General features: G+C 64.4%; 23 protein-coding genes. 12 read left to right on the plus strand and 11 right to left on the minus strand.

Annotation, left to right across the window (positions count from 1 at the left end; genetic code table 11):
• Positions 1-13 precede the first annotated feature (13 nt).
• The 4 genes from HV765_RS08380 to xseA form a co-directional block, all read right to left on the minus strand.
• A complete protein-coding gene (locus HV765_RS08380) occupies positions 14-1,720 on the minus strand; it encodes a methyl-accepting chemotaxis protein (RefSeq protein ID WP_175169372.1) in 1,707 nt (568 codons plus the stop codon).
• A gap of 282 nt (positions 1,721-2,002) precedes the next feature.
• A complete protein-coding gene (gene sodB / locus HV765_RS08385; RefSeq protein ID WP_006227881.1) occupies positions 2,003-2,581 on the minus strand; it encodes a superoxide dismutase [Fe] in 579 nt (192 codons plus the stop codon).
• Positions 2,582-2,722: 141 nt separating this feature from the next.
• On the minus strand, positions 2,723-5,764 hold the full coding sequence (locus HV765_RS08390; protein WP_254600499.1) for an ankyrin repeat domain-containing protein: 3,042 nt from the start codon (positions 5,762-5,764) through the stop codon (positions 2,723-2,725).
• Positions 5,765-5,901: 137 nt separating this feature from the next.
• The gene (xseA, locus tag HV765_RS08395; RefSeq protein WP_175169373.1) at positions 5,902-7,269 is read right to left on the minus strand and encodes an exodeoxyribonuclease VII large subunit; all 1,368 of its coding nucleotides are present in this window, start codon (positions 7,267-7,269) and stop codon (positions 5,902-5,904) included.
• A 352-nt stretch (positions 7,270-7,621) separates the two neighbouring features.
• Between xseA and HV765_RS08400 the strand changes: the two genes are divergently transcribed.
• From HV765_RS08400 to lpxK, 3 genes are read left to right on the plus strand one after another with little or no spacing between them, the layout of a single operon-like run.
• On the plus strand, positions 7,622-8,245 hold the full coding sequence (locus tag HV765_RS08400) for a MotA/TolQ/ExbB proton channel family protein (protein ID WP_054424968.1): 624 nt from the start codon (positions 7,622-7,624) through the stop codon (positions 8,243-8,245).
• Entirely contained in the window at positions 8,242-8,655 is a 414-nt protein-coding gene (locus tag HV765_RS08405) for an ExbD/TolR family protein (protein WP_054424966.1), read from the plus strand. The genes HV765_RS08400 and HV765_RS08405 overlap by 4 nt, the downstream gene beginning before the upstream one ends.
• Positions 8,652-9,701 (plus strand): tetraacyldisaccharide 4'-kinase, encoded by a 1,050-nt coding sequence (gene lpxK, locus HV765_RS08410; protein ID WP_175169374.1) that lies wholly within the window; start codon positions 8,652-8,654, stop codon positions 9,699-9,701. The genes HV765_RS08405 and lpxK overlap by 4 nt, the downstream gene beginning before the upstream one ends.
• On the opposite strand, the gene HV765_RS08415 is transcribed toward lpxK, so the two are convergent.
• Positions 9,698-11,947 carry an IgaA/UmoB family intracellular growth attenuator gene (locus HV765_RS08415; protein WP_175169375.1) on the minus strand — a complete coding sequence of 750 codons (2,250 nt, stop codon included), beginning with the start codon at positions 11,945-11,947 and terminating at the stop codon, positions 9,698-9,700. The two genes, lpxK and HV765_RS08415, sit on opposite strands and share 4 nt — an antisense overlap.
• 194 nt (positions 11,948-12,141) lie before the next feature.
• Between HV765_RS08415 and HV765_RS08420 the strand changes: the two genes are divergently transcribed.
• The 7 genes from HV765_RS08420 to rpsT all read left to right on the plus strand — a co-directional run bounded on the left by HV765_RS08420 (position 12,142) and on the right by rpsT (position 18,129).
• Positions 12,142-12,324 carry a Trm112 family protein gene (locus HV765_RS08420; protein WP_054424959.1) on the plus strand — a complete coding sequence of 61 codons (183 nt, stop codon included), beginning with the start codon at positions 12,142-12,144 and terminating at the stop codon, positions 12,322-12,324.
• Between the two features lie 12 nt (positions 12,325-12,336).
• Complete coding sequence (kdsB, locus tag HV765_RS08425; protein ID WP_175169376.1) at positions 12,337-13,101, plus strand: 3-deoxy-manno-octulosonate cytidylyltransferase; 765 nt, start codon at positions 12,337-12,339, stop codon at positions 13,099-13,101.
• Between the two features lie 91 nt (positions 13,102-13,192).
• On the plus strand, positions 13,193-13,849 hold the full coding sequence (gene adk, locus HV765_RS08430) for an adenylate kinase (protein WP_054424956.1): 657 nt from the start codon (positions 13,193-13,195) through the stop codon (positions 13,847-13,849).
• A 133-nt stretch (positions 13,850-13,982) separates the two neighbouring features.
• Positions 13,983-14,741, plus strand: coding sequence for a 3-hydroxyacyl-CoA dehydrogenase (locus HV765_RS08435; RefSeq protein ID WP_054424954.1), 759 nt, complete (start codon positions 13,983-13,985; stop codon positions 14,739-14,741).
• Positions 14,742-14,848: 107 nt separating this feature from the next.
• Positions 14,849-16,408 carry a murein biosynthesis integral membrane protein MurJ gene (gene murJ, locus HV765_RS08440; protein WP_054424953.1) on the plus strand — a complete coding sequence of 520 codons (1,560 nt, stop codon included), beginning with the start codon at positions 14,849-14,851 and terminating at the stop codon, positions 16,406-16,408.
• Between the two features lie 193 nt (positions 16,409-16,601).
• Positions 16,602-17,573: a FecR domain-containing protein gene (locus tag HV765_RS08445; RefSeq protein WP_054424951.1), complete on the plus strand. Its 972-nt coding sequence runs from the start codon at positions 16,602-16,604 to the stop codon at positions 17,571-17,573.
• A gap of 292 nt (positions 17,574-17,865) precedes the next feature.
• Complete coding sequence (gene rpsT, locus HV765_RS08450) at positions 17,866-18,129, plus strand: 30S ribosomal protein S20 (protein ID WP_025135824.1); 264 nt, start codon at positions 17,866-17,868, stop codon at positions 18,127-18,129.
• 104 nt (positions 18,130-18,233) lie between these two features.
• Here the strand turns inward: rpsT and HV765_RS08455 are convergent, their stop codons facing one another.
• Positions 18,234-19,139, minus strand: a complete 906-nt coding sequence (locus HV765_RS08455) for a LysR family transcriptional regulator (protein ID WP_175169377.1) — start codon at positions 19,137-19,139, stop codon at positions 18,234-18,236.
• A gap of 113 nt (positions 19,140-19,252) precedes the next feature.
• Here HV765_RS08455 and lysA point away from each other — a divergent pair, with 113 nt between their 5' ends.
• Entirely contained in the window at positions 19,253-20,485 is a 1,233-nt protein-coding gene (gene lysA / locus HV765_RS08460; RefSeq protein WP_175169378.1) for a diaminopimelate decarboxylase, read from the plus strand.
• A gap of 148 nt (positions 20,486-20,633) precedes the next feature.
• Here lysA and garL read toward each other — a convergent pair whose 3' ends face one another.
• The 5 genes from garL to HV765_RS08485 form a co-directional block, all read right to left on the minus strand.
• Positions 20,634-21,401, minus strand: coding sequence for a 2-dehydro-3-deoxyglucarate aldolase (garL, locus tag HV765_RS08465; protein ID WP_054424946.1), 768 nt, complete (start codon positions 21,399-21,401; stop codon positions 20,634-20,636).
• Between the two features lie 97 nt (positions 21,402-21,498).
• Positions 21,499-22,512, minus strand: a complete 1,014-nt coding sequence (locus HV765_RS08470) for a Bug family tripartite tricarboxylate transporter substrate binding protein (protein ID WP_175169379.1) — start codon at positions 22,510-22,512, stop codon at positions 21,499-21,501.
• 94 nt (positions 22,513-22,606) lie between these two features.
• A complete protein-coding gene (locus tag HV765_RS08475) occupies positions 22,607-23,719 on the minus strand; it encodes an Ldh family oxidoreductase (protein WP_175169380.1) in 1,113 nt (370 codons plus the stop codon).
• 65 nt (positions 23,720-23,784) lie between these two features.
• Entirely contained in the window at positions 23,785-24,558 is a 774-nt protein-coding gene (locus HV765_RS08480) for a FadR/GntR family transcriptional regulator (RefSeq protein WP_175169381.1), read from the minus strand.
• Between the two features lie 104 nt (positions 24,559-24,662).
• Positions 24,663-25,592, minus strand: a complete 930-nt coding sequence (locus HV765_RS08485; RefSeq protein ID WP_175169382.1) for a dihydrodipicolinate synthase family protein — start codon at positions 25,590-25,592, stop codon at positions 24,663-24,665.
• A gap of 226 nt (positions 25,593-25,818) precedes the next feature.
• Here HV765_RS08485 and HV765_RS08490 point away from each other — a divergent pair, with 226 nt between their 5' ends.
• Entirely contained in the window at positions 25,819-26,820 is a 1,002-nt protein-coding gene (locus tag HV765_RS08490) for a Bug family tripartite tricarboxylate transporter substrate binding protein (protein ID WP_175169383.1), read from the plus strand.
• Positions 26,821-26,879: the final 59 nt, after the last annotated feature.

Here is a 26,879-nt window from a genome sequence, read left to right on the forward strand (position 1 = left end):
TTCTGCCACCGGCTTAGAAGGTCGACCAGTCGTCGTCCGACGCGTTGGCCAGCGCGGGGCGCGCTTGCGACGGGCGTGCCGTCGATGCCACCGGTTTCCTCGTCACGACCGGCACGGCCTGCACCAGGCGGGCTTGTGCATGGCCTGCCGAACCGCTGCTGGCGTCGACCTTGAAGCGGCGCACTTCCTGCGCCAGTCGGCCGGCCTGCTCTTGCATGCTGGCCGCAGCCGCTGCCGCTTCTTCCACCAGCGCCGCGTTCTGCTGCGTCACGGTGTCCATCTGCGCCACGGCCTGGTTCACCTGGCCGATGCCGGACGATTGCTCTTCCGACGCGCTGGCAATTTCGCGCACCAGAATTGCCACCTGACGCACGCTGTCGACCACTTCACGCATGGTGCGTCCGGCTTCATCGACCTGACGCGTGCCGCCTTCAACGCGCGTGGCCGATTCATCGATCAAGGCCTTGATTTCCTTGGCGGCCACGGCCGAGCGTTGCGCCAAGGTGCGCACTTCGCCTGCCACCACCGCAAAGCCACGGCCCTGCTCGCCCGCACGCGCGGCTTCTACGGCAGCGTTAAGCGCCAGGATGTTGGTCTGGAACGCAATACCGTCGATCACACCGGTGATATCGGCGATGCGGCGCGAGCTGTCGGAAATGGCGCTCATGGTCTGCACCACGCCTTCAACCACCTCACCGCCACGCACGGCAACGCTGGAGGCCTGCGTGACCAGACGGTCGGCTTCGCTGGCGTTGTTGGCGTTCTGCTGCACGGTGCTGGTCAGCTCTTCCATCGACGCGGCGGTTTCTTCCAACGACGACGCCTGCTCTTCCGTGCGTTGCGACAAGTCGGAGTTGCCTTGCGCGATCTGCGACGAGGCCGAGGCGATGCTCTCACAGCCGTCACGCACATCGGCAACAATGCGGGCCAGGCTTTCGTTCATGGCCTTGAGCGCGCTCATCAGCTCGCCCGTTTCGTCGCGCGTGGCGACCTGGATATCAGTCGTGAGGTCGCCTGCGGCAACCTGGCGCGCGGCCGATACCGCTTGCTGCAACGGACGCACGATGCCGCGCGTCACCAGCCAGCCCAGCAGCATGCCAATTGCCACGCCCATCACGGCCAGCACGATCATGATCAAGCGCACGGTGTCGTACAGATTCGTGGCTTGGTCGACGGACTGCGCCGTGGACTTTTCCTTGCCCACGGCCAGGTCGGTCATCAAGTCATCAAGCTTTTGCGACGACGCAATGACGCGCTTTTCGATCTCGAGCACCTTCGGGTCTGTTTGCGTCATCGACTGCGATTTCGCTGCCGCGAAGAACGCTTCAGACTCACGCTTCCAGACCTGCTCGGTCTCCACGAACTGGGCCAGCAGGCGCTTGCCGTCTTCTTCATGGAAGTTCTTCGCAGCCTTCTCACGCAGCACGACCATGTTCTTTACCGCATCGTCAAACTGCTTCTTCAACGCCTGACGATCCTGCTCGGTGGTGGCGGCCAGATAGCCGCTGCGGGCGCGGCCCGCGTAGATCAGGTTGATATTGGCTTCTTTCAGATCCGATATGCCACGCAGCTCGGTGTCATACAGCCGATCATTCAATTCATTGATCCGAGACAGCCCCCAAACGCCGAACGCCCCGATCGCGCCGCCGATCAGCGCCACAAGCAAAAACGCGCCCGACAGGCGCGCCCCAATGCGCAAGCCCGAAAATAACCGCAACATGCTTCCCTTCCCTGTAGATACCCCGGTTTATGGCGGGCAAGCCGCAGTCCTGGGCCCCGTGGTTCAGTCTCAGACCGATGGCAACAATAGCGGGACGAAATCCTAGGGAGAACCCTAAAGAAAAGGGTGTTTCTTCGTCATTTCTTCGCAATGAATTCGACAATCGACAGGTTTTTGTCAGCTGAATTTTTCCTGAACGCAAAAAGAAAACCCCTTGCGGTGCGCAAGGGGTTTGGTCGGGGGCCGCGACGCAAGGGTCGCGGCGTCGCCCCGCTTTACCGATCAGGCAAAGTTCTTGGCGGCGAACTCCCAGTTCACCAGGGCCCAGAAGTTTTCCAGATACTTGGGACGCGCGTTGCGGTAGTCGATGTAGTACGCGTGTTCCCAGACATCACAGGTGAGCAGCGGCTTGTCGGCCGTGGTCAGCGGGGTAGCAGCGTTGCTGGTGTTGACGATGTCAACCGAACCATCCGCCTTCTTGACCAGCCAGGTCCAGCCCGAACCGAAGTTGCCGGCTGCCGACTTGTTGAACGCTTCCTTGAAAGCGTCGAAGCTGCCCCACTTGGCGTTGATGGCGTCAGCCAGCTTGCCCGAGGGTGCGCCGCCGGCCTTGGGGGCCAGGCTGTTCCAGTAGAACGTGTGGTTCCAGATTTGAGCGGCGTTGTTGAAAATGCCACCCGAGGACTTCTTCACGATGTCTTCCAGCGACAGCGTTTCGAATTCCGTACCCGGGATCAGGTTGTTCAGGTTCGTGACGTACGTCTGGTGATGCTTACCGTAGTGGAACTCCAGCGTTTCCTTGGAGATGTGCGGAGCCAGCGCGTCCAGTTCGTAAGGCAGGGGGGGAAGAGTATGTGCCATGTGTTGGTTCCTTCTGTTGAGTGCACGATCAAGCCGTTCAATTGTATCGGCAACTAATGAGGATACCTTGTTAAACCCGCGCCTGTGCGGGGTTAACGGATGCATGTGCTTATGCGATGGCGCGCATTGATTTTGTAAACGCTACTCTTTCTCGTATCGCAGTTCCCTGCCCGCGCTAAACTCCACCAGCGCGCCGTCTTTGTGCCGCGTGAACGTCTTGTGCATCGGCGTGCCGGCGGCCGATTCAGGCACCTCGACATCGATGCGGATGGCCCGTGCGCCGGCATCAATCTTGCTGATATCAACCGGATGCCAGCGCGCGCCCGAGGGCAGCGGCAGGAACACGGACAAGGCCTTCAACGTACCCGGCGCGATCGGCGCCGTGACGCCATCCGCGCCTTCCGAGGAGCGGGGCCCGCCGCCATAGTCGGCATCCGTCGACGACATCGCGACATCGATTTTGACGGGACGGTCGCGGTAGTACACGCGCACAGTCAGGGGATCGGCGCTTGCCGCCCCCGCCTCGGCATGCACCGCCGCGATGGGGGAATCCGGTTGTATCGGCGGCGTGTCCAGGAACACCTGTCTGCCGTCGCTGCGCCACGTGCCGCGCGCCGAGATATCGACCGCGCCGTAGCTCATGATGTAGTCGAAGCTGCCATCATGCGACAACAACAATTCGCTGCCCACTTCCCGCACGCCACGCAGTGAGTAGTGGCCAGGCAAACCGGAAGCATCGGTGGATTTGCTGGCGGCTTTGGCGCTGCCACGCGGCGCTGGCGCGGGCGGTGCGCACGTGGCAGTCAATGACACGCCAGCGTCTTGCAAGACCTTTGCGAACGCGGGCGCAGACTGGCACGCCAGCGTGTACGAAAACGTTTGCCCCGGCGGCGCAGACGCATTGTCGAAACGGGCATGGTGACGCGCCAGCAAGGCCAGCATGCGGGGCTGCCCCGTTTCCAGCGCCACCCAAGCCGGGCTGCGGCCCGCCGCGTCAGCCAAATCCGGTTGCGCGCCCGCGCTCAACATCGCGTCGGCCAGGTCTTCGCGGCCCAGCTCGATGGCGGCGATCAAGGGCGTTTGGCCATTGTCGAGCACCGCGTCCAATGCCCCGTGCGACGCCTGCACCCATTGCAGCATGGGCACGACTTCACCCTGCCGCGCCACGATCAACTGCCGGCTGTGCAGCAACTGCGACACGATGCGTTGCGGCAACGGCGCGGCGTCGCGCGCGCACGCGCCCTGCTCGCCCGTAAAGCCCGCCGCCCGCAATTGCGCAAAGAAACCCGGCTTGTCCAACAGATTGAGCTCGCCGCGTTCCGGCACGCACGCGTCCGCGATGCGTTGCCCCGTGGCCTGACTGACCCGCTGCACCAGCGCCATATCGCCCGAGGCCACTGCCGCGTTCAACAAGGCATACCGCGCGGGCGCGCGCGGCAGGCGCGGGTCGTCCAGCTTGGCGCCTGCGCGCAGCAGACGATCCAACATCGCGGTGTCCTGCCGGCCAATCAACCAATACAAGGCGCTTTCGCCATGGGGCGCCAGGCCTGCCGGGTCGACACGCTTGGCCAGCAAGGCGTCGACGACCGGCGCCTGGCCGGAGGTGGCGGCCAATATCAACAAGGGCGTGGGGTCGCCGGCGCTGTCGCGCGGCAGTTCGATGGACGCGCCCGCGTCGATCAGCATCAAGGCCAGCGCCGTGTCGCGGTTCTCGAGCGCACGACGAATGGCGTTCGCCCCCAACGACTTCAAATCGAATCCGGCATCGGCGAACTGCCGCAGCGTGGCCGCATCGCCGGCTTCAAGGGCAACATCCACTGCCGACTTCACGTCGTAGCCGTCACGCTTGACGCGCTGGTCCGCCCCCGCCGCCAGCAGCAGCTTGACGGCATCAGGCTTGCGGGCCTGGACGGCTTCGGCCAGCGGCGTGTTGCCATACTCATCGAGCGGATCGCCGTCCACGGCTGCACCCAATTCCAGCAGGCGTTGCAGCGTCTTCACGTCACCCTGCCGCGCGGCAAGATTCATGATCGGCCGCGCCTGCATTTCCAACTTCGTGAACACCATGGCGCTGCCTCGCGTCTGCGGGCCATGCTGCGTAAACGGCATGCCTTTACGCAGCAATTGCGCGGCAATGTCGGGGTGGCCGCCTGCCACCGCGGCTTGTGCGGCATCCAGCCAGACGTCGCGCCCGCCGGTTTCGCCGTAGCTCGTTGCGGAAATATGGCGCGGGCCCAACTCCATCAGCACGGGTACCGCGCCGGCGTTACCCAGGTAGGCCGCCAACGCCAATGCGGTCAGGCCGTCTTCATAGGCGGGCTTGCTGCCGGTTGCGGCCAAGGCTTTCAAGGGCGCGGCGCCTTCGGTCAATTCCACCATCGGCCCCCACGCCAGGTAGTCCGCCACGTCAGGTTCGAAATCCGCAAAGGGCTTGGCCGCGCCGGCCTTGAACAAGGCCAGCACCATCTGCGTCATCGACGCGCGATCCACCATGCGCGGCAGATACGTCATGCGCACGGCAAATTCAAAATCGCGGTTCAGCAGGAAATCCAAAGGCGTGCGGTTTTCATCGCCGCGCTGGTTTGGCTTTGCGCCAGCGGCAAGCAGGCTGTCCATGATCTCGGGCGTGCCATACAGCAAGGCCAGATGAAGAGGCGGCCGACGCGATTCGTAGGTGACGTCATCCAGCGCGGGCTTCGTGGCCAGCAGCGCGGCCAGCATGCGGGTGCGGGCCGGCAAGATCGCCTGATACGCCTTGCGGATATTGGCGGCGTCTTCCGGCGTGATGCTCCAGTACACGTCTTTGGCGCGCAAGGCGCGCGGCGGCATCAGCAAGGCATGCAGCAGCGGAATGCCATCCAGGGCGTAGTTGCCGGGATGATCCACCGCAGGCAGCGCGGCAAGGAACGCGTCGGCGTCGCTTGCACGGACGGCGGCAAACAGCGCCTGCGTTTGCGGCGTATCGGCGGTTTTGTATTCGCGGTAAAGCGATTCGCAGTCGCAGGGTTTGCTTGGAGGCTGGTCCGCCACTTGTTGGGCTTTACTGGATTCCACGGCGGTCGGGTCGACCTTTACGCTTTCAGAGGCAGCCGCTTCGGCCTGTGCGAATACCGGGGGCCCCATCGCGATTGCCGCGCCGGCCAGAACGCCGGTTATCCAAGCCTTGCTTGCCTTGTGCTGCATCGCGTCGCCTTAGAGTGCGTCGTAAAGTCAGTGCGTTGAAAAGACAGTGCGTTGAAAAGTCAGTGCATTGAAAAGTCAGTGGGTCGGACAGCCCGTGGGTCGCGGATTACTGGGCCGGGTTCAACCCGACGAAAGCATCAGCCGGGGTCGCGCGTCTTGCGGGTTTGCTGAACTTCAACCTGGGCGCCGCCTTGCGCAAAGCTCAGGTCCAGTGCTTGGCCCGCCGCCAAGGCAGACGCGTCGCGCACGATATGGCCATCGGCGTCGCGCGCAATGGCGTAACCGCGCGACAAGGTATTGCCGGGGTCCAGCGCACGCAGTTGAGCGGAGGCTGCCGCCAGCCGGTTACGGCCTTGGACAAGCAGACGCGCATGCGCCTGGCCGAGCTGGCGCGTGGCGCTGGCCAGGCGATCGGCCGCGCGGCCGGTATCAGGCACGCGATGCGTCAAACGCTGCGCCAGCAGATTGACGCGCGCCGTGCGCCGGCCTTGCGGACCCGACCACGCAGACGCCAACCGGAAGCGCAGGCCATTCAACCGTTCGCGCTGATGCTCAAGCCGTTGCGCGGGCGACACCAGCTGGCCCGACGCGCGGTCCAGCCGCTGCGCGGCGCGTTCCAGGCGGCGTTGCTGGCCTCGCACCATGGTCTGGGCCGATTGCATGACCCGGCCCATCAACTCTGACCTGGGCACGCAAGCCAGTTCGGCGGCGGCAGTGGGGGTGGGTGCACGCACGTCCGCCACAAAATCCACAATGGTGAAGTCGGTTTCGTGGCCTACGCCACTGATCACGGGAATGTCGCTGGCCGCGACCTGACGCGCCAGATCTTCGTCGTTAAAGCTCCACAAGTCTTCGATGCTGCCCCCGCCGCGCACCAGCAGCAGCGTGTCAACTTCGGCACGCTCGTTGGCCAGGCGGACCTGGGCGGCGAGCCTGCCGGCCGCGTCCGCCCCCTGAACCGGGGCCGGATAGATGATGACGGGCACCTGGGGCGCACGCCGGGCCAGCGCCGACAACACATCGCGCAGCGCCGCGGCGTGCAGCGAGGTAATCACCCCGATAGCGCGCGGCAGCCGGACGGGCTCGCGCTTGCGGGCAGGATCGAACAGGCCTTCAGAGGCCAATTGCTCTTTCAGCCGCAGAAATGCTTCATATAGATTGCCCAGCCCGGCGCGCCGCATGGCGTCGGCCTGCAACTGGTAGTCGCCCCGGGGCTCGTACAGCGACACCCTGGCCCGAATTTCGACCTGGTCGCCTGCGCGCGGCACGAAACCGACTGCACTGGCGCGGCTTCGGAACATGACTGCCCGCACCGAGGCCCGGCTGTCCTTGAGCGTGAAGTACCAATGCCCGGATGCCGCCTGCGTGAAGTTGGAAATCTCTCCGCGCACCCATAACGCCGGGATGCTGCGCTCCAACAACTGCCCCACTGCTTGGTTTAGCTGGGCAACTGTCAGGATATCCCGCGTGAATGCGTTGTTTGTGACTGCAAATTCAATTGTCATGGGGCTTTCCGATGCGTACCTGTCCACAGGGCATACGTAGCGGGCCGCAATGATACCGCGTTCACAGATTTTTGCAGCGGCGGCCCTGACAGCCAATAAATTCCGCACAAGGTGCTGATTTTTATAGGATTTTTATAAAAACCCAGTTGCGCTCAATTGAAGCAAACAAGCGCCAGCCCCGTGCCCACAAGCGTTTCGGCAGAGTTTTACACAGAATTATCCACAACTTCTGTGGATAATTCCGGCACTTGTCCGCCTTGCCACAAGCCCGCCGCGCCGTTACAGTTTCGTCTTGATCAGACGTCTGCACGCGCCGTCCTGCGCGCCCGGATTCCCCCAGGAGTTGAACGCTTTGCTATCCATTCTGCGCGAGGCCGGCTGGCCTATCTGGCCCCTGCTGGCCACCTCCGTGCTGGGTCTGGCGCTGATCTTCGAGCGCTTCCTGTCGCTGCGCCGCAGCCTGATCCTGCCGCGTGGCCTGAATGAACAGGTCGCCGACATGCTGCGCAATCATCAGGACACCCCGGAATCCATCAACCGGCTGGAACGCAATTCCCCGCTGGGCCGCGTGCTGGCTGAGGTGATGCGTCACCGTCATCTGCCCCGCGAAGAACTGCGCAACGTGGTCGAAGACACGGGCCGCGCCGTTGCGCACGACCTTAGCCGCTACATCCCCGCCATCGGCACAATTGCCGTGGTGGCGCCGCTGATGGGCCTGTTCGGCACCGTCGTCGGCATGATCGAAATCTTTGGCTCTTACACCCCTGGCGGCGGCGACCCGGCGCAGTTGGCCCGTGGCATCTCGATGGCGCTGTACAACACCGGCTTTGGCATCCTGATCGCCATTCCCGCCATGATCGCGCACCGTTACCTGCGCAGCCGCGTCGACGGTTATCTAAGCGCCATGGAGCAATCCGCGTCGCGCCTGGTGCGCGCCGTGTCGTCGCATTCTGCGGCCCGCGAGGGGCGTTCATGAATTTCCGCGGCTCACGGGGTGATCGCGACGAGCTGGACATCAACCTGATTCCGCTCATCGACGTTTTGCTGGTCATCCTGATCTTCCTGGCGGCCACCACGTCGTTCGCACGCTTCACGCAGCTGAAAGTCACGCTGCCGCAAGCCTCGTCCGAGCAAGACACCCCGCCCGCGCTGGAAGTGGCCGTCAGCCAGGATGGGCGCTATGCGTTGAACGGCACGCTGATCGACGTGTCCACGCCGCCCGAAATCGCCGACGCGCTGCGTCAGGCCGCCGCCGGCAAGCCCGATGCGCTGGTGGTCATCAATGCCGACGCCCAAGCCACCCATCAATCCGTGATCAACATCATGGAAGCCGCCCGCCTGGCGGGCATCGGCCGCGTCAACTTCGCCGCCCAGACCACCCGGTGAGCAATCCGCGTTCGTCCCCTTCGCTGCTGGCCCGCCAGTGGCAGCATGGCGGCTGGCTGTCGACCTTGCTGCTGCCGCTGTCCGCCTTGACCGCGTGGGCAGTGGCGCGCAAGCGCACCGCCTATCTCAGCGGGGCCAAACCCAGCTACCGCGCCCCCGTGCCGGTGGTGGTGGTGGGCAACGTCTACGTCGGCGGCACGGGCAAGACGCCCATGGTCATCGCCACCGTTGAAGGCCTGCGCGCACGCGGTTACACGCCGGGCGTCGTCAGCCGGGGGTACGGCGTAAAGATCGGCCCCGACGCGCGCGTGGGGGCCGGCGCGCTGGAAGCGGCCCGTTTTGGCGATGAACCCGCATTGATCGCCCGCGCCACGGCCGCCCCCATTTCCGTACACCCCAAGCGCGCACTGGCGGCGCAGGCCTTGTTGAAGGCCCACCCCGAGGTCGATGTCATCGTCTCTGACGACGGCCTGCAACATCTGGCGCTGGCCCGAGACATCGAAATCGTGGTGCAGGATGCGCGCGGCGTGGGCAACGGGCGTTTGCTGCCCGCCGGCCCCTTGCGCGAACCCGCCAGCCGTTTGCAGGATGTGGATGTGGTGGTGACGAACATCGGCACGGCGGACGGCCGGCCGGCCAACACCGGCAATGGCCGGCCCCGCCAGGTGCGAATGTGGCTGGAACCGGGCGATACGCATCAGATCGAAACGGGCGCCACGCGCCCCTTGTCTGCTTATGCCGGGCAGCCCCGCATCGCGGCGGCCGCCGGCATTGGCAACCCGGAACGCTTCTTCACGACGCTGCGTGTAGCGGGCATCACGTTGGACGCGACCCTGCCCCTGCCCGACCACCACGATTACGCCGAGTCCCCCTTCCAGACACTGGCGGCGGACACCATCCTGGTCACGTCCAAGGACGCCATCAAGTGCGCCGCCTTGCACGACGCGCGTTTGTGGGAAGTGCCGGTCGAGGCCGCGTTTTCAGACCCGGGTTTGTTTGATTGGCTGGCGCAGGCTCTGCGCCAGCCCGCCCGCGTCCAGCGTTAAAAGAACGCGGTTTTCGCGGCGCTGCGGCGTTGTGCGTATTCCAGCAGGGCTTTCTCGCGCATGGACGCGGCGCGCTTGCGCATCACGGCTAACGGCGCATGCACCAGCACCAGCAATGCGGCAAGCAGCAGCCACGCCATGCGTGCGGCAGACGGCCACGGGTTGTCCAGGCTGCGCGTGGCGTCGATGGTGATTTCTGGCGCGCCGGAGGCGTCGCTGCCCACGTGCACAACCAGGCCGTTAACCGAGAACGGCATGGCGCCTTCCGGCGAAAACATGCGCTTTTGCTGTTCCCATGCAGCCAGCGGGTCATTCATGCCGCTGTGCTTGAGCTCGGGCAACACAGCATGCGGGCCAGGCAACACCCGCAGCACCGCCCCGCCCCGTTGCGATGCCTTCGCCAGTCCGGACGCCCGGTCCAACGCTGCCCTGACTGCGGGTTCCGCACTGGCTCGCGCGCGGCTCTGCACGGCCTTGATCGAAGGGGACAGCATCACGCCTTCGTCGTTACGGCCCTTGGCGGTGAACGTGCCCGCTTCCGCAAGCTTCAGCAGTTCCAGCCAGGATTCCGGCTCTTCCCTGGCCAGCATGATGTTTTCCACAAATTCATGCTTCAGCGCGTCGCACGCCGAGATCGCGTCGCCGGTCACCGACTCGCACGCCGCCTCGATGCCCTGCACCGTCTTGGTCAACCCGATCACGTTCGCCGCCGTGACCGATCGCGCGCTGTAGAGCGCCATCGGGTCATTGCGTGATTGCCCCAGCGCCTGGCTGCGGATCAACATATCCATCATCGGGTTGGGCTTGGTTTTCAGGAACGCGCCGGTGTACAGCCGCAGCAGTGGCTCGTCGACGGCCAGCGGGGCGAGTGTGGGCGGGCTGCCCTCCCAGCGCAGTTGGCTGCAATCGAACGCCACCCGGTTCACGGCTTCGTCAGACTGCAATTCGCAACGCGCGCTTCCCCGCAGCGACACGACCGTGCCGACCGCCGGCAGATCCTTGGCCAACGCGGCGGCCGAATCAAACTGCTGCGGTTGCGCGCCGCGTACCCAGGCGCTGGTGAGTGCGGCGTCGCCGTTCAAATTGTCTGCAGTCAGCAACAACGCCCCGCCCGCCAACAGGCCCACGAGCGTCAGCGTGGCGTGCCTGCCCCAGAATACGCGCGGAAACAGGCGCTGCTCTTCGTCCAGCGAGTAGTTGCTGTCCATGCGCACGACGGAGTAATCCTGCACCCGCATGTCGACGTCGATGCGGCCGTCGTCGGGCAAAGTCATCGTGCTGCGCCAATGGTCGGGCAGCTTGATGGGCAACTTGTCGCCCAGGAAAAGCTGCGTTGACACGGCCTGCGAGTTTTCAGGGTTGGTCAGCACGATGACATTGAGCTCGCCGCGCGCCCGATTCACTTTCTGCGGCGCATCGGGCTTGCGACGGCGCCAGGTCAGCCACAGGGCCAGCACCGCCAGCGCAGCCGCGGCGCCCGCGAACGCCACGCCGCCATCCGCCGCCGTTATCGCCAAGCCGATAAAAGCCAACAGCCACACCATGGCAATCCAGAACGCGATACCCGGCCGTTGGCGCTCTGCGATTTCGGCGGGCGTTTCGTCGCGCTGGTTCAGAATGTCCACGCGCACGGCCTCGGCAAGGTCATGCTCGGAGGCCTTGCCTGCCGGCGTGCCGGTGGGGCGATCTGTGTGCAGCTCGGCCTGCGGCTCAGGCGTGTCCAACGGCGCCACATCCTGCAACGCCCCGATTTTTCCGCTGGCCCATTGCTGGTCCTGCTTCTGGCGGCGCTGTTCGCGCTCGCGCCCGCCCGCAAGGTCGAACTCGCCGTTCAAGGCGACGACGATGGCGAATTTCTCGGTCATCACGACTTCGGCCACATTGTCTTCGCGCAGGAAGTCGCGGGCGTCATAGGGCAGCACCACATCCACGCCACCCAGGGTGTCATGCATGGTGGACCCGCCCTGGCCGGTCTCAAGACCGTGCCGCACGAACGCCCCCTTGAGCGGGAAAACGCTGTCATTGACCAGGCTGGCCGTCTTCTTGGGATTCGCGGGCGACACCAGGAACGGCTGCACCATGGCGGCTTCTTGCGCCGACAACGTCCGCAACGCCTGACCTTCATGTTTGAGTTCGCGCAGCGCTCCCTTGTTATCGCTGCGCCGCATCATGTACGTAATCCAGCTGATCAGTGACCACACCAGAATGATCAGCATCAACCCCAGTTTGAGGGTGTTGGAATCCATCTCGCTACTTTCCCTTTGCGTAGAAACGCGGCGGATCATAGCGGGGATGCGTCCCGAATTTTGAAAATGCCGATTCAATTCATGACATTAATTAACCAAACGAGTAAGGACGGCGTTTGCAGACCCGCAAAAATCGGACTTCTCCCAGGACGTGCCGGTCCATCGGCTACCTAAACTGTTTTAGAATCGCGGTCATGGAATCCCGACTTCTCGACATCCTCGTCTGCCCCTTGTGCAAGGGCCGCCTCGAACACGACCGCCAGCAAGCCGAACTGGTTTGCCGCGCCGACCGCCTGGCCTTCCCGCTGCGCGACGGCATCCCCGTCATGCTTGAGTCCGAAGCGCGCGCGCTGGACGACGCCCCCGCTGCCCACTGACACGCCGCTACCGTGAGCTTCATCGCCCTGATCCCGGCGCGTACCGCCTCGACCCGCCTGCCCGACAAACCGCTTGCCGACATCGCCGGCAAGCCGATGGTCGTGCGCACTGCCGAGCGTGCCGCCCTGTCGGGCGCGTCGCAATTGTTCATCGCGACCGACGACGTCCGCGTCCAGGCGGCCGTGCAGGCCCATGGCCTGACCGCCCTGATGACGCGCAGTGATCACCCCACCGGCACCGACCGGCTGGCGGAAGCGGTGGACCAGCTGGGCTTGCCCGATGACGCCATCGTGGTGAACGTGCAGGGCGACGAACCGCTGATCGAACCCGAACTCATCGACGCCGTCGCGGCCAAGCTCCAGGCTTGCCCCGAGGCCGATATCGCCACCTGCGCCTGCCCGCTGGCCGACGCCGAGGCGCTGTTCAACCCGAATGTCGTAAAGCTCGTCTGCGCCACCGACGACCGCGCGCTGTATTTCTCGCGCGCCCCCATCCCCTGGGCCCGCGACGCGCTGGCTTCGGGCGAACGCGTGCTGGCCGACGGCCTGCCCGCCTGGCATCACATCGGGCTGTATGCCTACCGCGTGTCATTCCTGCGCCGCTTCCCGACCCTGCCGCAAGGCGTGCTGGAACGGTTCGAGTCGCTGGAACAACTGCGCGCCATGGAACATGGCCATCAAATCGTCGTACACCGGGCGTCCAGCCCTCCCGCGGCAGGGGTAGATACCCCGGCGGATCTGGAACGCGTCCGGCTGATCTACAGCAAACAGATGTAAGGGTTATTTCGCATGGCGCAGCCCCGCATTGGCTGCTGCGTTGCGGCATAATCCCCCGGATCACAAAAAATAAACCCCATCAGGAGCACTCATGCGTCTTATCTTGCTCGGACCCCCCGGCGCCGGCAAAGGCACCCAGGCCGCGTTTCTCACCCAACACTTCGGCATTCCTCAAATCTCCACCGGCGACATGCTGCGAGCCGCGGTGAAGGCAGGCACGCCGCTGGGTATTGAAGCCAAAAAGGTCATGGATGCCGGCGGTCTGGTTTCCGACGAGATCATCATCGGCCTGGTTCAAGACCGCCTGAAGCAGCCTGACTGCGCCAGCGGCTACCTCTTCGACGGTTTCCCCCGCACCATCCCGCAAGCCGATGCGCTCAAGAGCGCTGGCGTCAAGCTGGACTACGTGGTGGAAATTGAAGTTCCCGAAGAAGACATCATCGAACGCATGAGCGGCCGCCGCGTGCACCAGCCCAGCGGCCGCAGCTACCACGTCCGCTTCAACCCGCCCAAGGTTGAAGGCAAGGACGACGTCACCGGCGAAGACCTGATCCAGCGCGACGACGATCGCGAAGAAACGGTGCGCCATCGCCTGTCCGTGTACCGCGAACAAACCCGTCCGCTGGTCGATTACTACTCGACCTGGGCGCAGCAAAGCGCCGCCGAAGCCCCCAAGTACCGCAAGATTTCGGGCGTGGGCGCTGTCGACGAAATCAAGTCGCGCCTGTTCGAAGCCGTCAAGAGCTGATTGGCGCCTTGATGGCCAAAGGCCTTCGGCGCCGGCTGGACGCATTGCGCTCCGGCACCGGCCCGAAGGCCTTGTCGCATTCGGCGCCTGCCGCGCCGCACAACTTCCCTTGAACTGATCTGGTGGTAGAGACATGGAAATCGCGAACAAGGTATTCATCGTTACGGGCGGCGCGTCCGGCCTGGGTGCAGGCACCGTGCGCATGCTGGTGGAAAATGGCGCCAAGGTCGTCATCGCCGACGTGCAGGACGAGCCCGGCCAGGCCTTGGCCAAGGAACTGGGCCAGCGCTACGTGCATTGCGACGTGACGCAGGAAGCCGACGGCAAGAGCGCCGTTGCCGCTGCCCTGGAACTGGGCTCGCTGTTCGGTCTGGTGAACTGCGCGGGCGTCGCGCCCGCCGCCAAGATCGTGGGCAAGAACGGCGCGCACCCGCTGGACCTGTTCCAGAAGGTCGTGTCGATCAACCTGATCGGCAGCTTCAACATGATGCGTCTGGCCGCTGAAGCCATGAGCGCCAACACGCCCGAGCCCACCGGCGAACGCGGCGTGATGATCAATACGGCATCGGTTGCCGCCTTCGACGGCCAGATCGGCCAGGCGGCTTATGCCGCGTCGAAGGCCGGTGTCGCCGGCATGACCCTGCCGATCGCCCGCGATCTGGCCAAAACGGGCATCCGCTGCATGACCATCGCCCCGGGCATCTTCGGCACGCCGATGATTTTCGGCATGCCGCAGGAAGTGCAGGATTCGCTGGCCGCCAGCATCCCCTTCCCCGCCCGTTTGGGCCGCCCGGAAGACTACGCCAAGCTGGTCTACAGCATCGTCACGAACGATATGTTGAATGGCGAAACGATTCGTCTGGACGGCGCCATCCGCATGCCGCCGAAGTGATGTAGTACAAAGGCAGGCCCACGACGTGGGCCTGCCTTTTTTTGTTTGACCGCCTTTTTCTCGTAGTCCGTCTCGGGCCGGCCCGCACTTTTTACGTAGTCCCATCCATGAGCCTGTTTCGTTCGGCGGCCACTGTCAGCAGCTTCACGTTGCTGTCCCGCATTTCCGGCCTGATCCGCGACATCCTGGTTGCCCGCGCCTTTGGCGCCGGCCCCATCACCGACGCCTTCTGGGTCGCGTTCCGTATCCCCAACTTGCTGCGCCGCCTGTTCGCCGAGGGCGCGTTCGCCCAGGCGTTCGTGCCGATTCTTGGCGCCGCGCGCAACAAGCGGTCGGAAGAAGAAGTCCGCATCTTGCTGGACCGTGTGGCCCTGCTGCTGACGGCCACCCTGATGCTGATCACGCTGATCGGCATCGTCGCCGCACCCTGGGTCGTATCCGCCATGGCCAGCGGCCTGCGCGGGGCGGCCCGCGATACGGAGTTCGGGGCCGCCGTCTGGATGACGCGGATGATGTTCCCGTACATCTTCTGCATGTCGCTGATTGCCTTCGCCTCGGGCGTGCTGAACACCTGGCGGCGCTTTGCCGTGCCCGCGTTCACGCCGGTGCTGCTGAACCTGTCGATGATTGCCGCCTGCATCTGGCTGGCCCCGCGCATGGACGTCCCCGTCTACGCACTGGCCATCGGCGTGATGATCGGCGGCGTGGCGCAGCTGGCCGTGCAATGGGTGGCGCTGGCCCGCCTTGGGCTGACGCCGCGCTTTTCGCTGCGTTTTCGCCAAGCCTGGGCCGACCCCACCGTGCAGCGCATCCTCAAGCAGATGGCGCCCGCCACGCTTGGGGTGTCCGTGGCGCAGATTTCGCTGCTGATCAACACCAATATCGCCACCTGGCTCACCCCGGGCAGCGTGACCTGGCTGTCTTTCGCCGACCGGCTGATGGAATTTCCGACGGCCTTGCTGGGCGTGGCGCTGGGCACCGTGCTGCTGCCCAGCCTGTCGGCGGCCCACGCCCGCGATGACCACGGCGGCTATAGCGCGCTGCTGGACTGGGGCCTGCGTCTGGTGCTGTTGCTGGGCCTGCCCGCCGCAGTGGGCATGGCGCTGCTGTCGGATGGCTTGGTCGCCACGCTGTTCCACTACGGCGCCTTTGCCGCCCAGGACGTGCTGCAGACCCGCCTTGCCGTGATTTCCTATTCCGCAGGGCTGATCGGCCTGTTGGCGGTGAAGATCCTGGCGCCGGGCTTCTACGCCAAGCAAGACATCCGCACGCCCGTGAAAATCGCCATCGGCGTGCTGATTTTGACGCAGGTGATGAACCTGATTCTGGTGCCCTTCATGGCGCACGCCGGCCTGGCCCTGGCCATCGGGCTGGGCGCCTGCCTGAACGCGCTGGCGCTCTTGATTGGCCTGCGCCGCCGTGGCGTGTATCAGCCCGGGCCGGGCTGGACGGTGTTTGCGCTGCGTTTGCTGCCTGCGCTGGCCGCATTGGCCGCCCTGCTTTGGTACGCGGATGGCCGTATCGACTGGCTCGGGTTGCAGGCCCATGCAGGCCTGCGCGCGGCCTGGCTAGCAGGCGTGTTGGCCGCCAGCGGCGTGGTCTACTTCGGAATGTTGTTACTCTTTGGCTTCCGTCTTAAGGACTTTGGACGACGTCCAAGCCGCTGATTTCCACCCTCAGGGCAACATTCCCCCCAAAAAGCCGGCTACCTGCCGGCTTTTTGCATTAGATTCGTCAAGAATTGACAACCACCCGGTAATCTTTGGTAAAAAACCTTTATTATTTACAAATTGCCATCGAAAGGATTCCTGTCGGCGCCGCCGCCAGGGAGAAGAAGTGAAGTACGCCCAAGGACAACCCATGGCGGACCAGGTGATCAATTGGTTGCTACTGCTGCGCTCAGGTAAAGCGACAGCGCAGGACTACAACGACTTCCTGGCGTGGCGTGCGGCTGACCCCGTTCATGAGAATGCCTGGCAACAACTGACAGGCACCCTCGCAGGGTCGACATTTGGCCGGCTTGGTGACGCATATCCCGCAGCGGGATACACCAGTACTGCCTCGCAAACCGCATCGTCGCTGATCCCGCCGCCCCCGGCCATCGTGCCGCCCCGCCGCCGCTTTCTGACCGGCGCGCTTGCGCTCGCCAGTACCGGCGCCTGCGCCGCCTATGTCGGCAACGCCTTCTACCCGCTGAACAACGTGGCGGCTGATGCCGCCACGGCTACCGGCGAACGCCGCCGCTATATGCTGTCAGACGGCAGCCAGTTGCTGCTGGATGCGCGCAGCCGCGTCAACCTGGATTTCACCCCCGCCTACCGCCAGGTCCGCCTGCTGGATGGCGCGGTGACGGTTTCGGTGGCGCCCGATGCGCGCCGCCCGTTCCTGGTGCAAACCGCTGAAGGCACCGTGCGTGCGCTCGGCACCCGTTATATGGTCCGCCAACAGGCCCAGCGCACAGTTGTCGTGGTGCATGAGCATGAAGTCGAAGTCGAGACCATGGCGGGCGCTCACGGTACCGTGCGCGCGGGCACCGGCGCCCGGTTCGACATTTCCCGCATGGACACCCCGCGCGCGGAACTGATGGCTGAAGCTGCCTGGGAATCGGGCTGGGTGGACGCCCGGGGCCGGCCGCTGGCGGAAGTGATTGCCGCGCTGCGCCCGTATCGCACCGGGACGCTGCGCGTATCGATGGCAGCGGGCGGTTTGCCCGTTTCCGGCCATTTCCCGTTGGACGACACCAACGCCGCACTCGACACACTGCAAGACATGATGCCCATCCAAGTACGCCGTTTCACGCCTTGGTTCGTGTCGATCAGCGTCGCGACCTGACAACGCTCAGTCCCGGGCCTGTGTTTCTGCGGCCCGCTTCGTTGTATACTCAGTACCGTGTTTTTATCCAGTAGGCGCCGCGGGTTTTCCTCAAGGCTGTGGTTCTAGGCTTTACAGAGGATCATCCGAAAGGGTTCTCTAGCTAGGACTCTCCAGCCCAGGAACGCTTTCCCCCCTGCGCCCCCCGCCCGGTTGACGGGCGCTCCATCGACAGATCAAACATTAAAAGCTTGCAATCCCATAGGGACTTGCTACAATGTTCGACTTTGCCGAATTCAACTTATATAGCAACATGGCCAATACCGCCCAAGCCCGCAAGCGCGCTCGCCAATCCGTTGAGCGCAACAAGCACAATTCCAGCCTGCGCTCGATGCTGCGCACCGCCATCAAGCGCGTTCGCCAATCCATCGCCGCTGGCGACAAGGCTGCGGCTGGCGACGTGTTCCAGAAGGCCTCGAGCGTGATCGATCGCGTGGCTGACAAGAACATCATCCACAAGAACAAGGCTGCTCGCCACAAGAGCCGCCTGGCTGCCGCTATCAAGGCGCTGGCCTAAGATTCTGCCGCCCCAGCTTTTTTGGGGCGTCATGAATACGGCAAATGAAGAAGGATGCCCTAGGGCATCCTTTTTTGTTGCCTGCTCCAACCTGCTACGCCCTTCTACGCCCCCAGCCGCGCCTTGATGGCGTGAGCGGCCTCGATCAGCGACGCCATGAACGTCTCCACCAGCGGATTGGCCGGACGATGCTCCGGGAACACCACATTGACGCGAAACGGGAACGCGCGCCGCAGCGGCCGGATATGCAAGCCCCGGCCCACGAAATCCAAGGCGGTCAGCGGGTTGACGATGGCAACCCCCAGCCCCTGGCGCACGAACGTACACACGGATACCGCAGTCGGGGTTTCCACGATCGAGCGCCGCAGCACCCCTGCTTCCGCAAAAGCTTCGTCAATCTGAATGCGGTAGGGGTCGCTGGATGACAGGCTGACAAAGGCGTGGCCTTCGAAATCAGCCAGATCGATCTCGGCCTTTTCCAGTAGCGGATGGCCATCGGGCAACACGCACACCTCATCCACCTGCAAAAGCAGCTGCACCCGCGTGCCAGCAGGCGCCGCATCGTGTTCGGTCAGACCCAGGTCATAGCGCTGCGCCGTCAGCCACTCTTCAAGAAACGGAGACTCCTGCGTCTCAACCGACAGGCTCACGCCCGGATGCTGGCCATGAAAGCGCCGGAACGCGTCAGGCAGGATGGAATGCGAAAACGCGGGCAAGGCAATCACCGAGAGCTGCCCGCCACGGAATTCGCGCAGCCGCGCCGCCGCCGACGCCACGCGCTCAAGCCCCGCATAGGACTGGCGAATCTCGTCATACAGCGCCAGCGCCGGCATGGTGGGCCGCAGCCGCCCGTGCACGCGCTCGAACAGCGCAAAGCCAATGCCCTGCTCCATGCGCGCCAGTTCGCGGCTGACGGTGGGCTGCGACGTGCTGAGCAGCTCGGCCGCCCGCGTCACGCTGCCCGCAATCATCACCGCGCGGAACACTTCGATATGCCGATGCGTCAGCATGGACCACCCTATATCAGCAATGAATGGATCTTCAACATATAAGCATTTTACTGGATGCCCTGAAACCGGCATCATGCCGCCTGGTTTCCCTTCCCCTTCAAGGTCCGCACGACATGGCATTCGATCCGCGCCAACTCACCCAACTCGCCACCGAACACGGCACGCCGCTGTGGGTTTATGACGCCGCCGTCATCCGCGAACGCATCGCGCAACTGCGCCGCTTCGACACCATCCGCTTTGCGCAGAAAGCCTGCTCCAACCTGCACATCCTGCGCTTGATGCGCGAGGAAGGCGCCGTGGTGGACGCGGTGTCGCTGGGCGAGATCGAACGCAGCCTGGCGGCCGGCTTCGACCCCAAGGGCGAGCCTGAAGGCATGGTCTTCACGGCCGACCTGATCGACCACGCCACGCTGGCCACCGTGCTCAAGCACGGCATCACGGTCAACGCCGGCTCACTGGACATGCTGGACCGCGTGGGCCAGGCGTCGCGCGGCCATCGCGTGTGGCTGCGCATCAACCCCGGCTTTGGCCACGGCCACAGCAACAAGACCAACACCGGCGGCCCGCAAAGCAAGCACGGCATCTGGATCGATGACGTGGCCGAAGCCGTGTCCATCGTGCGCCGCCACGGCCTGAAGCTGGTGGGCGTGCACATGCACATCGGCTCGGGCGTGGACTACGGCCACCTGTCCAGCGTCTGCGACGCCATGGTGGACGTGGTGCGTTCGCTGGATCACGACATCGAAGCCATCTCGGCGGGCGGCGGGCTGTCCATCCCCTATCGCGACGGCGAGCCGCGCATCGACTGCGACCACTACTTTGAACAGTGGGATGCCGCCCGCAAGCGCATCGAACAATTCCTGGGCCACGACATTCGCCTTGAGATCGAACCGGGCCGCTTCCTGGTTGCCGAAGCCGGCGTGCTGGTGTCGGAAGTGCATGCCATCAACCGCCGCCCCGAGCGCGACTTCGCGCTGGTGGACGCGGGCTTCAATGACCTGATGCGCCCCGCCATGTACGGCAGCTTCCACCGCATCTCGGTGCACGCGCCCGACGGCTCCGCGCCGCAAGGCGTGGCCGAAACGCGCATCGCCGTCGCCGGCCCGCTATGCGAATCGGGCGACGTGTTCACGCAAGAAGAAGGCGGCGTCATGTCCGACCAGCTTCTGCCGCAGCCGCGCATTGGCGACTACATGGTCTTTCACAACGCGGGCGCCTACGGTTCGTCGATGTCTTCGAACTACAACAGCCGGCCGCTGGCGCCGGAAGTGTTGCTGGACGAGGGCCGCGCCCGGCTGATCCGCCGCCGCCAGACCATTCGCGATTTGCTGGCGCTGGAAGACTAAGCGGCCGGACGCTGCAATAGCATGAAGCAATAGAACCGGACCATAGATAACGACGCAGCAGAAAGACGCCGCAAGCCTGAACAACAAAGCCCCGCCGATCAACACACGGCGGGGCTTTTTTATGCGTATCGCTGGGACGTTGATGCGATCAGGTCGGAAACGCGTCGCGCAGCGCGAAGGTGGCTTGTTTGAAGACGCCCAGGTCAGTGCCCACCGCCACGAAGTGCATGCCCATGTCCAGGTAGCGGCGCGCGTCCGCATGCACCGGCGCCAGGATGCCAACCGCCTTGCCTTGCGCCGACACGCGCGCATGCAGATGGCGGATGGCCTCTTGCACTTCGGGGTGGCCCGGATTGCCGATGTGGCCCAAGGCCGCGGCCAAGTCCGACGGCCCGATGAACACGCCATCCACGCCTTCCACCGACGCGATCTCATCCACCGCATCAATGCCCGGGCGGCTTTCAATCTGCAGCAGCACGCAGATGTTGTCGTTGATGGTCTGCAAATAATCCGGCACGGTGCCGTAACGGTTGCTGCGCTGCGCGCCCGCCACGCCACGTATACCTTGCGGCGGATAGCGCGTGGCGGCCACCGCCAGGCGCGCATCGGCCTCGGATTCAATGAACGGAATCAGCAGGTTATAGAAGCCGATATCCAAAAGGCGCTTGATCTGCACCGGGTCGTTCCACGACGGCCGGCCCACCGCCGCGCTGGCGCTGCCCTGCAAGGCTTGCAACTGTTGCAGGAACATCGGCACTTCATTGGGGGAATGCTCGCCATCCAGCAGCAACCAGTCGAAGTCCGCCAGCCCGACGAGCTCGGCCGTAATGTGGCTGGACATGCACATCCAGAATCCGATCAGGCGCTCGCGGGCCAGGATGCGTTGCCGGAAGCGATTGGGTAAGGGTGAGTTCATTGCCGCCTTCGTGTTTGCAGAAAAGGGAATACGGGAATACAGGAATCATGCCGGGCCGAAGCCCGGCGGTACAGCGGGCAAGCACTAGGGCATGCCCTTAATCCATGCGGGCGCCGGACGCTTTCGCGGCCTTGCCCCACTTTGTGATTTCGTTATCGACAAACGCCGAGAACGATTTCGGGTCGTCCGCCACCACCACGAAGCCCACGCTTTCAAGCTTCTTGCGGATGTCGGGTGACGCCAGCGCTTTCACCGTGGCCTGATTCAGACGCTGGATGACCGCAGGCGGCGTCTTCGCAGGGGCCGACAATCCAAACCACGATTCTGCCGAGAAGCCGGGGTAGCCGGACTCCGCGACTGTCGGCGTGTCGGGATAGGCCGGGTTGCGCTTGGCGCTTGCCACGGCCAAGGCGCGCAGCTTGCCGGACGTGACCTGCGGCAGCAGCGTATCTTGATTCAGGAACATCACCGACACGCGGCCGCCGATCATGTCGGTAATTGCCGCAGCGCCGCCTTTGTATGGCACATGCACCAGATCAATCTTGGCGTCCTGCTTCAACATCTCCATGGCCAGATGGCCCGACGAGCCGCTGCCCGAACTGGCGAACGTGTACTTGCCCGGGTTCTCACGCGAGAGCTTGATGAAGTCTTCGATGGTCTTGCCCGGGAACTCCATGTTGGCCACCAGCACGTTGGGGCCAGTTGCCAAGAGCGAGATGTGCGCGAAGTCGCTGTTGCGGTACGGCATGTTCTGGTAGACCGCGTAGCTGATGGCGTTAGACCCGACGCCAGACAGCAGCAAGGTGTAGCCGTCGGGTTCCGCCTTGGCCACCACGTCCGAGCCGATGTTGCCGTTGGCCCCGCCCTTGTTCTCGACGATGACGCTCTGGCCCAGCTCTTTGGACAATTCGGCGGCCAGCAAGCGGCCCACGGAATCCGTGCTGCCGCCCGCCGGGAACGGCACGATCAGCTTCACGGGTTTGGCGGGCCATGTGGCCGCTTGCGCGCGGGCGGCGTTCGGCGCCATCGCCAGCACGCCGATCGTCGTGGCGGCCAGCGCGGCGGTCAGGATGGCAAAGCGTCTGCGCGCCAAAGGTTTGTGTTGTTGCATGGTTGTCTCCTCGTGGTTTTTCTAGGTATGGCGCCCGGTGTCCGGGTCTGCTGTTGTCTTGCAAAAACACGGCTATGCAAAGGCCTGCGCCCGCCTACTTGTCGTCCAGCAGGTAAGGCGTGCCCGCGCGTTCGCAGATGCCGCGCAAACGCTCGGCCAAGGCCGCGGAAATGGGGATGCCCGCGCGCAGCCGGCGCGCACGCTCAGCCGCTTCGGGTTCGCCCGCCACCAACACGGGTTCGTCGGGATTCGCGGGCGGGGTGTCGTGCATCGAATCGATCAAGTCATCCATGTCGGACTCAAACGACCCGGCCGCACGGAACGCATCGGGATTCAAGGCCAGGAAGAAATGCCCGACGTCATCGGGTTCACCCGGCTGACGCGTGGGCGCGCGGCGTGCGGCGAACGCACTGCCGCTTAACGTGCCGCCCAGAATCTGCGCCATCATCGCCAGGCCGTAGCCTTTGTGGCTGCTCATTGCGGGTGTACCGCCCAACGGCGTCAAGCCGCCTTCGGGCCGTTTGAAGATGAACTGCATGGCGGCGTCGGCGTCTGTGACGGCCCCGCCCTGCCCGTCCACCGCCCAGCCCGGGGGCAAAGGCTTACCCAGAAAGTCGTAGACCTTGACCTTGTTGGCGGCGACGGTGGTGGTTGCCATGTCCAGCACAAAGGGTTCGTTGTGAGCCGCGGGCGCGCCGAAGGCGATGGGGTTGGTGCCCAGCATGGGCATGGCGCCGCGCGTGGGCACCATGATGACGCCGTTGGCGCTGCTGGTGACCAGCCCGACCACGCCGCGCTCAACCGCGATGCGTGCGTACACGCCGGCTGCGCCGAAGTGATGCGAGTTGCAGACCGACACCGCACCCACCCCGTGTTCCAGGGCCTTGTCCACGGCCAAGTGCATGGCTTGCGCAGCCACCGGATAACCCAGCCCGCCCATGCCGTCGATCAACGCACTGGCGCCGCTGTCGCGCACGATCTTCGCGCGCGCATCCAGCCGCAGCGACCCCGCGCGCCATTTTTCTTCGTACGAAGGCAGCATCGAAATGCCGTGCGAATCGATGCCCAGCAAATCCGTTTGCGCCATCAGACCCGCCGTGGTGTGCGCCAGATCTTCATCCATGCCCCACGCTTGCAGCACCTGCAAAATCTGCTCGCGAACCTGCTCCACCTGCACGTCCGTTCCTGTTGCTACGTTGCCTTGCACTGAGTCGTCTCCGTTCGTTATGGGTAGTGCGATGCCGGGCGCGGCGGCGGGAAGGGGCTGCGCGCCTAGTCCCGTTCGCGGTCCACCAGCCGATGGCGCGCCTGCCCCAGATGAAATTGCATGGCCACGCGGGCGCGCTCGCTGTCCTGTTCGCGGATGGCGTCCAGGATGGTGGCGTGTTCATCCACGACGCGCTGGGCGCGTTGGCGCGAGCCGGTGCGCGTCAGGCTCAACGTCAGCCGCATGAAACCGTTGATGGATTCGTGGATGCTTTCCAGCACCCCCAGATAGAAGTCGTTGCCGCTGGCCTCTGCGATGCTGGCGTGAAAAGCCAGGTCCGCTTCGGGCGACACCTGGCCGTGCGTCAGGCTGTCGGCAAAAGCCGCATGCGCATCGGCGATCTTCTTCAGTTGTTCGTCTGTGCGGCGCAACGCCGCCAGACGCGCGGCGTCTCCCTCCAACGCCACGCGAACCTCTTGCGCGCGCAGATACGCGCTGACGTTTTGCACATCGTTGAAGGTTTTCAGACGCGGCGCGGGCTGATGGCTGACAAACGTGCCCAAGCCTTGATGCGCGGTGATCAAGCCATCTGCACGCAAACGCAGCAATGCTTCGCGCACGACCGGACGCGACACGCCGAAGCGTTCCGATATTTCGTTTTCAGATGGCAGCTTGTCGCCCACGTTCAGGCCGCCCGAGACGATCTGTTCAAAGATCTGTCCGTAGACCTGATCCGCCAGCCGCACCCGATGCCCGCGTTCAAGCGGTTGGGAAGCTGACGCGTCGGACTCGACGGGCGTCTGCGGCTCGGACGAAGAAGATGCTTTGGATCGGGCCACGAAACCTCCTGAATGCTTAGGGCCTGCTCGCCTTGACGCGAACAGCGCTCATCGTACCGCCAACAGGCGATGCAATGAGCGGTATGCAGCGAACCCGTTCACGCTCAGGCCGCCACGGCTTCCTTGTCCCATGCCGCCAACGCACGCGCGACCGGCGCCACGCGTTCTCGTTCGGCGGCCGAGATGCCCGTCAACAACGGCAGCATCGGGCCCATGTCCGCCACGCCCGACAGCGTAACGGCGTCATGCAGCACGCGGATGGGGCTGATGCCGTCGCGGCAATCTTCCAGGCCCAGATAGTGTTCGCGCACGGCTTCGGCTTCGTCGTAACGGCCTTCGCCAAGCAGGTGCAGCAGGCGCATCGAACCGCGCGGCGCAACGCACACGGAGCCCGACGTGAAGCTTTTCAAACCGAAGTCGCGGTAGTGGACGATGGCCGGACGTTCGCCGATGCCGCTGACGATCCAGCGCGAATCCACGGATTCCAGCAACGACGACAGGTACGCATCTTTTGCCGGGTTGTCGCGCACCACGGCGTACTTGAACGCGGCGATGCGGCCTTCTTCGATCAGGCGCGCGGCGGTTTCCGGCGCCAGGTAGTCGGCCGACTTGATGTAGACCACGGCCGGCTTGCCCAACGCATCGGTGAAGCGGCGCACGCCTTCGGCGAGACCGTCATCGGTGTACGGGAACGCCATCGGCAGCAGCATGGCGGTGGGAAACGCGCGCGACCGCAGGATGGCGGCCTGGTCCATCATCTTGCCGTAGTCGGGGCCAACCGACGGCAGTATCCACGTGTCCGATCCCGCCAGGCCTGCCAGCATGTCCACGATGCGCGCGTATTCGCTCACGCCCACGTTGTAGAAATTGGCGTTGCCGCCGTACATCACGTTGCGCACGCCGCCGGCCTCCAGATGCCCCAGCAGCGCCTTGTTGGCGGCTTCGTTCAAGGACAGATCGTCGTGGCGGGCGAGCGGCGGCACGGCGATGACCGAACGTTGCAGGTCCTGGGCGGTGACCGGGGTAGTTTTCATGAACGGGGCTCCTGGCGGTTGCACTTGTCAGATGAGTGATGGGAAAAAAGTATACTTGGTTGACAAGCAAATTCTCAATACCTATATTTGTTTGACAAGTGGAAAGGCATCAACAATGCGGGGCGCGATGAGCGCCCCGCTGCAACACGCCTCGGGCGATGCCAGGGGCGCGCAACATCCCCACAAACGATGCGCGGCCACGCGCACACCGAGGAGACAACCCATCATGCAAGCCCCCATCGTGCGATGCCGGCTGATCACTGCCGTCTGTTTGATGGCGACGGCGCTGCTGCTGCCCGCAGCCCAAGCCCACGCCGACTATCCCGAACGCGACGTCAAGATCATCGTGCCCTTCCCCGCAGGCGGCACTGCGGACATCGCCGCGCGCGTCGTGGCGGCTGAGCTGGGCAAGAGCTGGAACAAGCCGGTGGTGGTGGACAACAAGGCTGGCGCGGGCGGCAACGTCGGCACGGCCGAGGCGGCGCGCGCCACCGCTGACGGCTACACGCTGCTGATGGGCACCGTCAGCACGCACGCCATCAACCAATCGGTCTACAGCAAGCTGCCTTACGACCCGGTCAAGGACTTCGTGCCGGTCACGCTCGTCATTCCCGTGCCGAACATTCTGGAACTGAACCCCAAGTTCGCCGACAAGCACGGCATCCGCACGGTGGCGGACCTGATCAAGTATCTGAAGGCCAACCCGGGCAGCGTCAACATGGCGTCCACCGGCAACGGCACGTCCACGCACCTGTCGGGCGAACTATTCCAGAGCATGACGGGCACGCGCATGACGCATGTGCCGTACAAGGGCAGCAGCCCCGCGCTGACCGATGTGATGGGCGGGTCCGCCGACCTGATCTTCGACAACCTGCCCTCGTCCATGGGCTACATCAAGGGCGGCAAGCTGCGGCCGCTGGCGGTTACCACCGCCGCGCGCTCGCCCGCGCTGCCCGATGTGCCGACGATGGCCGAAGCGGGCGTGAAGGGGTATGAGGCATCCAGCTGGTTCGGTTTGCTGGCGCCTGCCGGCACGCCGCCCGCCATTGTTGAAAAAATTCAGCGCGACGTGGCGGCCGCCTTGCAACAGGAACCCGTGCGGGCGCAGTTGCAGGCGCAAGGCGCCACGCCATCCGGCAATACGCCCACGCAGTTCAAGCAATTCATGGCGCAGGAAACCGTCAAGTGGGCGGAAGTGGTGAAGACCTCCGGCGCAAAAGTCGACTGACCCCACGCGAATCACGCTCCACATTCAGACTCAGATTCAGGTCCACATTCAGCCCCCCG

The organism is Achromobacter kerstersii (assembly GCF_902859595.1).
GTDB classification, from domain to species: Bacteria; Pseudomonadota; Gammaproteobacteria; order Burkholderiales; family Burkholderiaceae_B; genus Achromobacter; species Achromobacter kerstersii.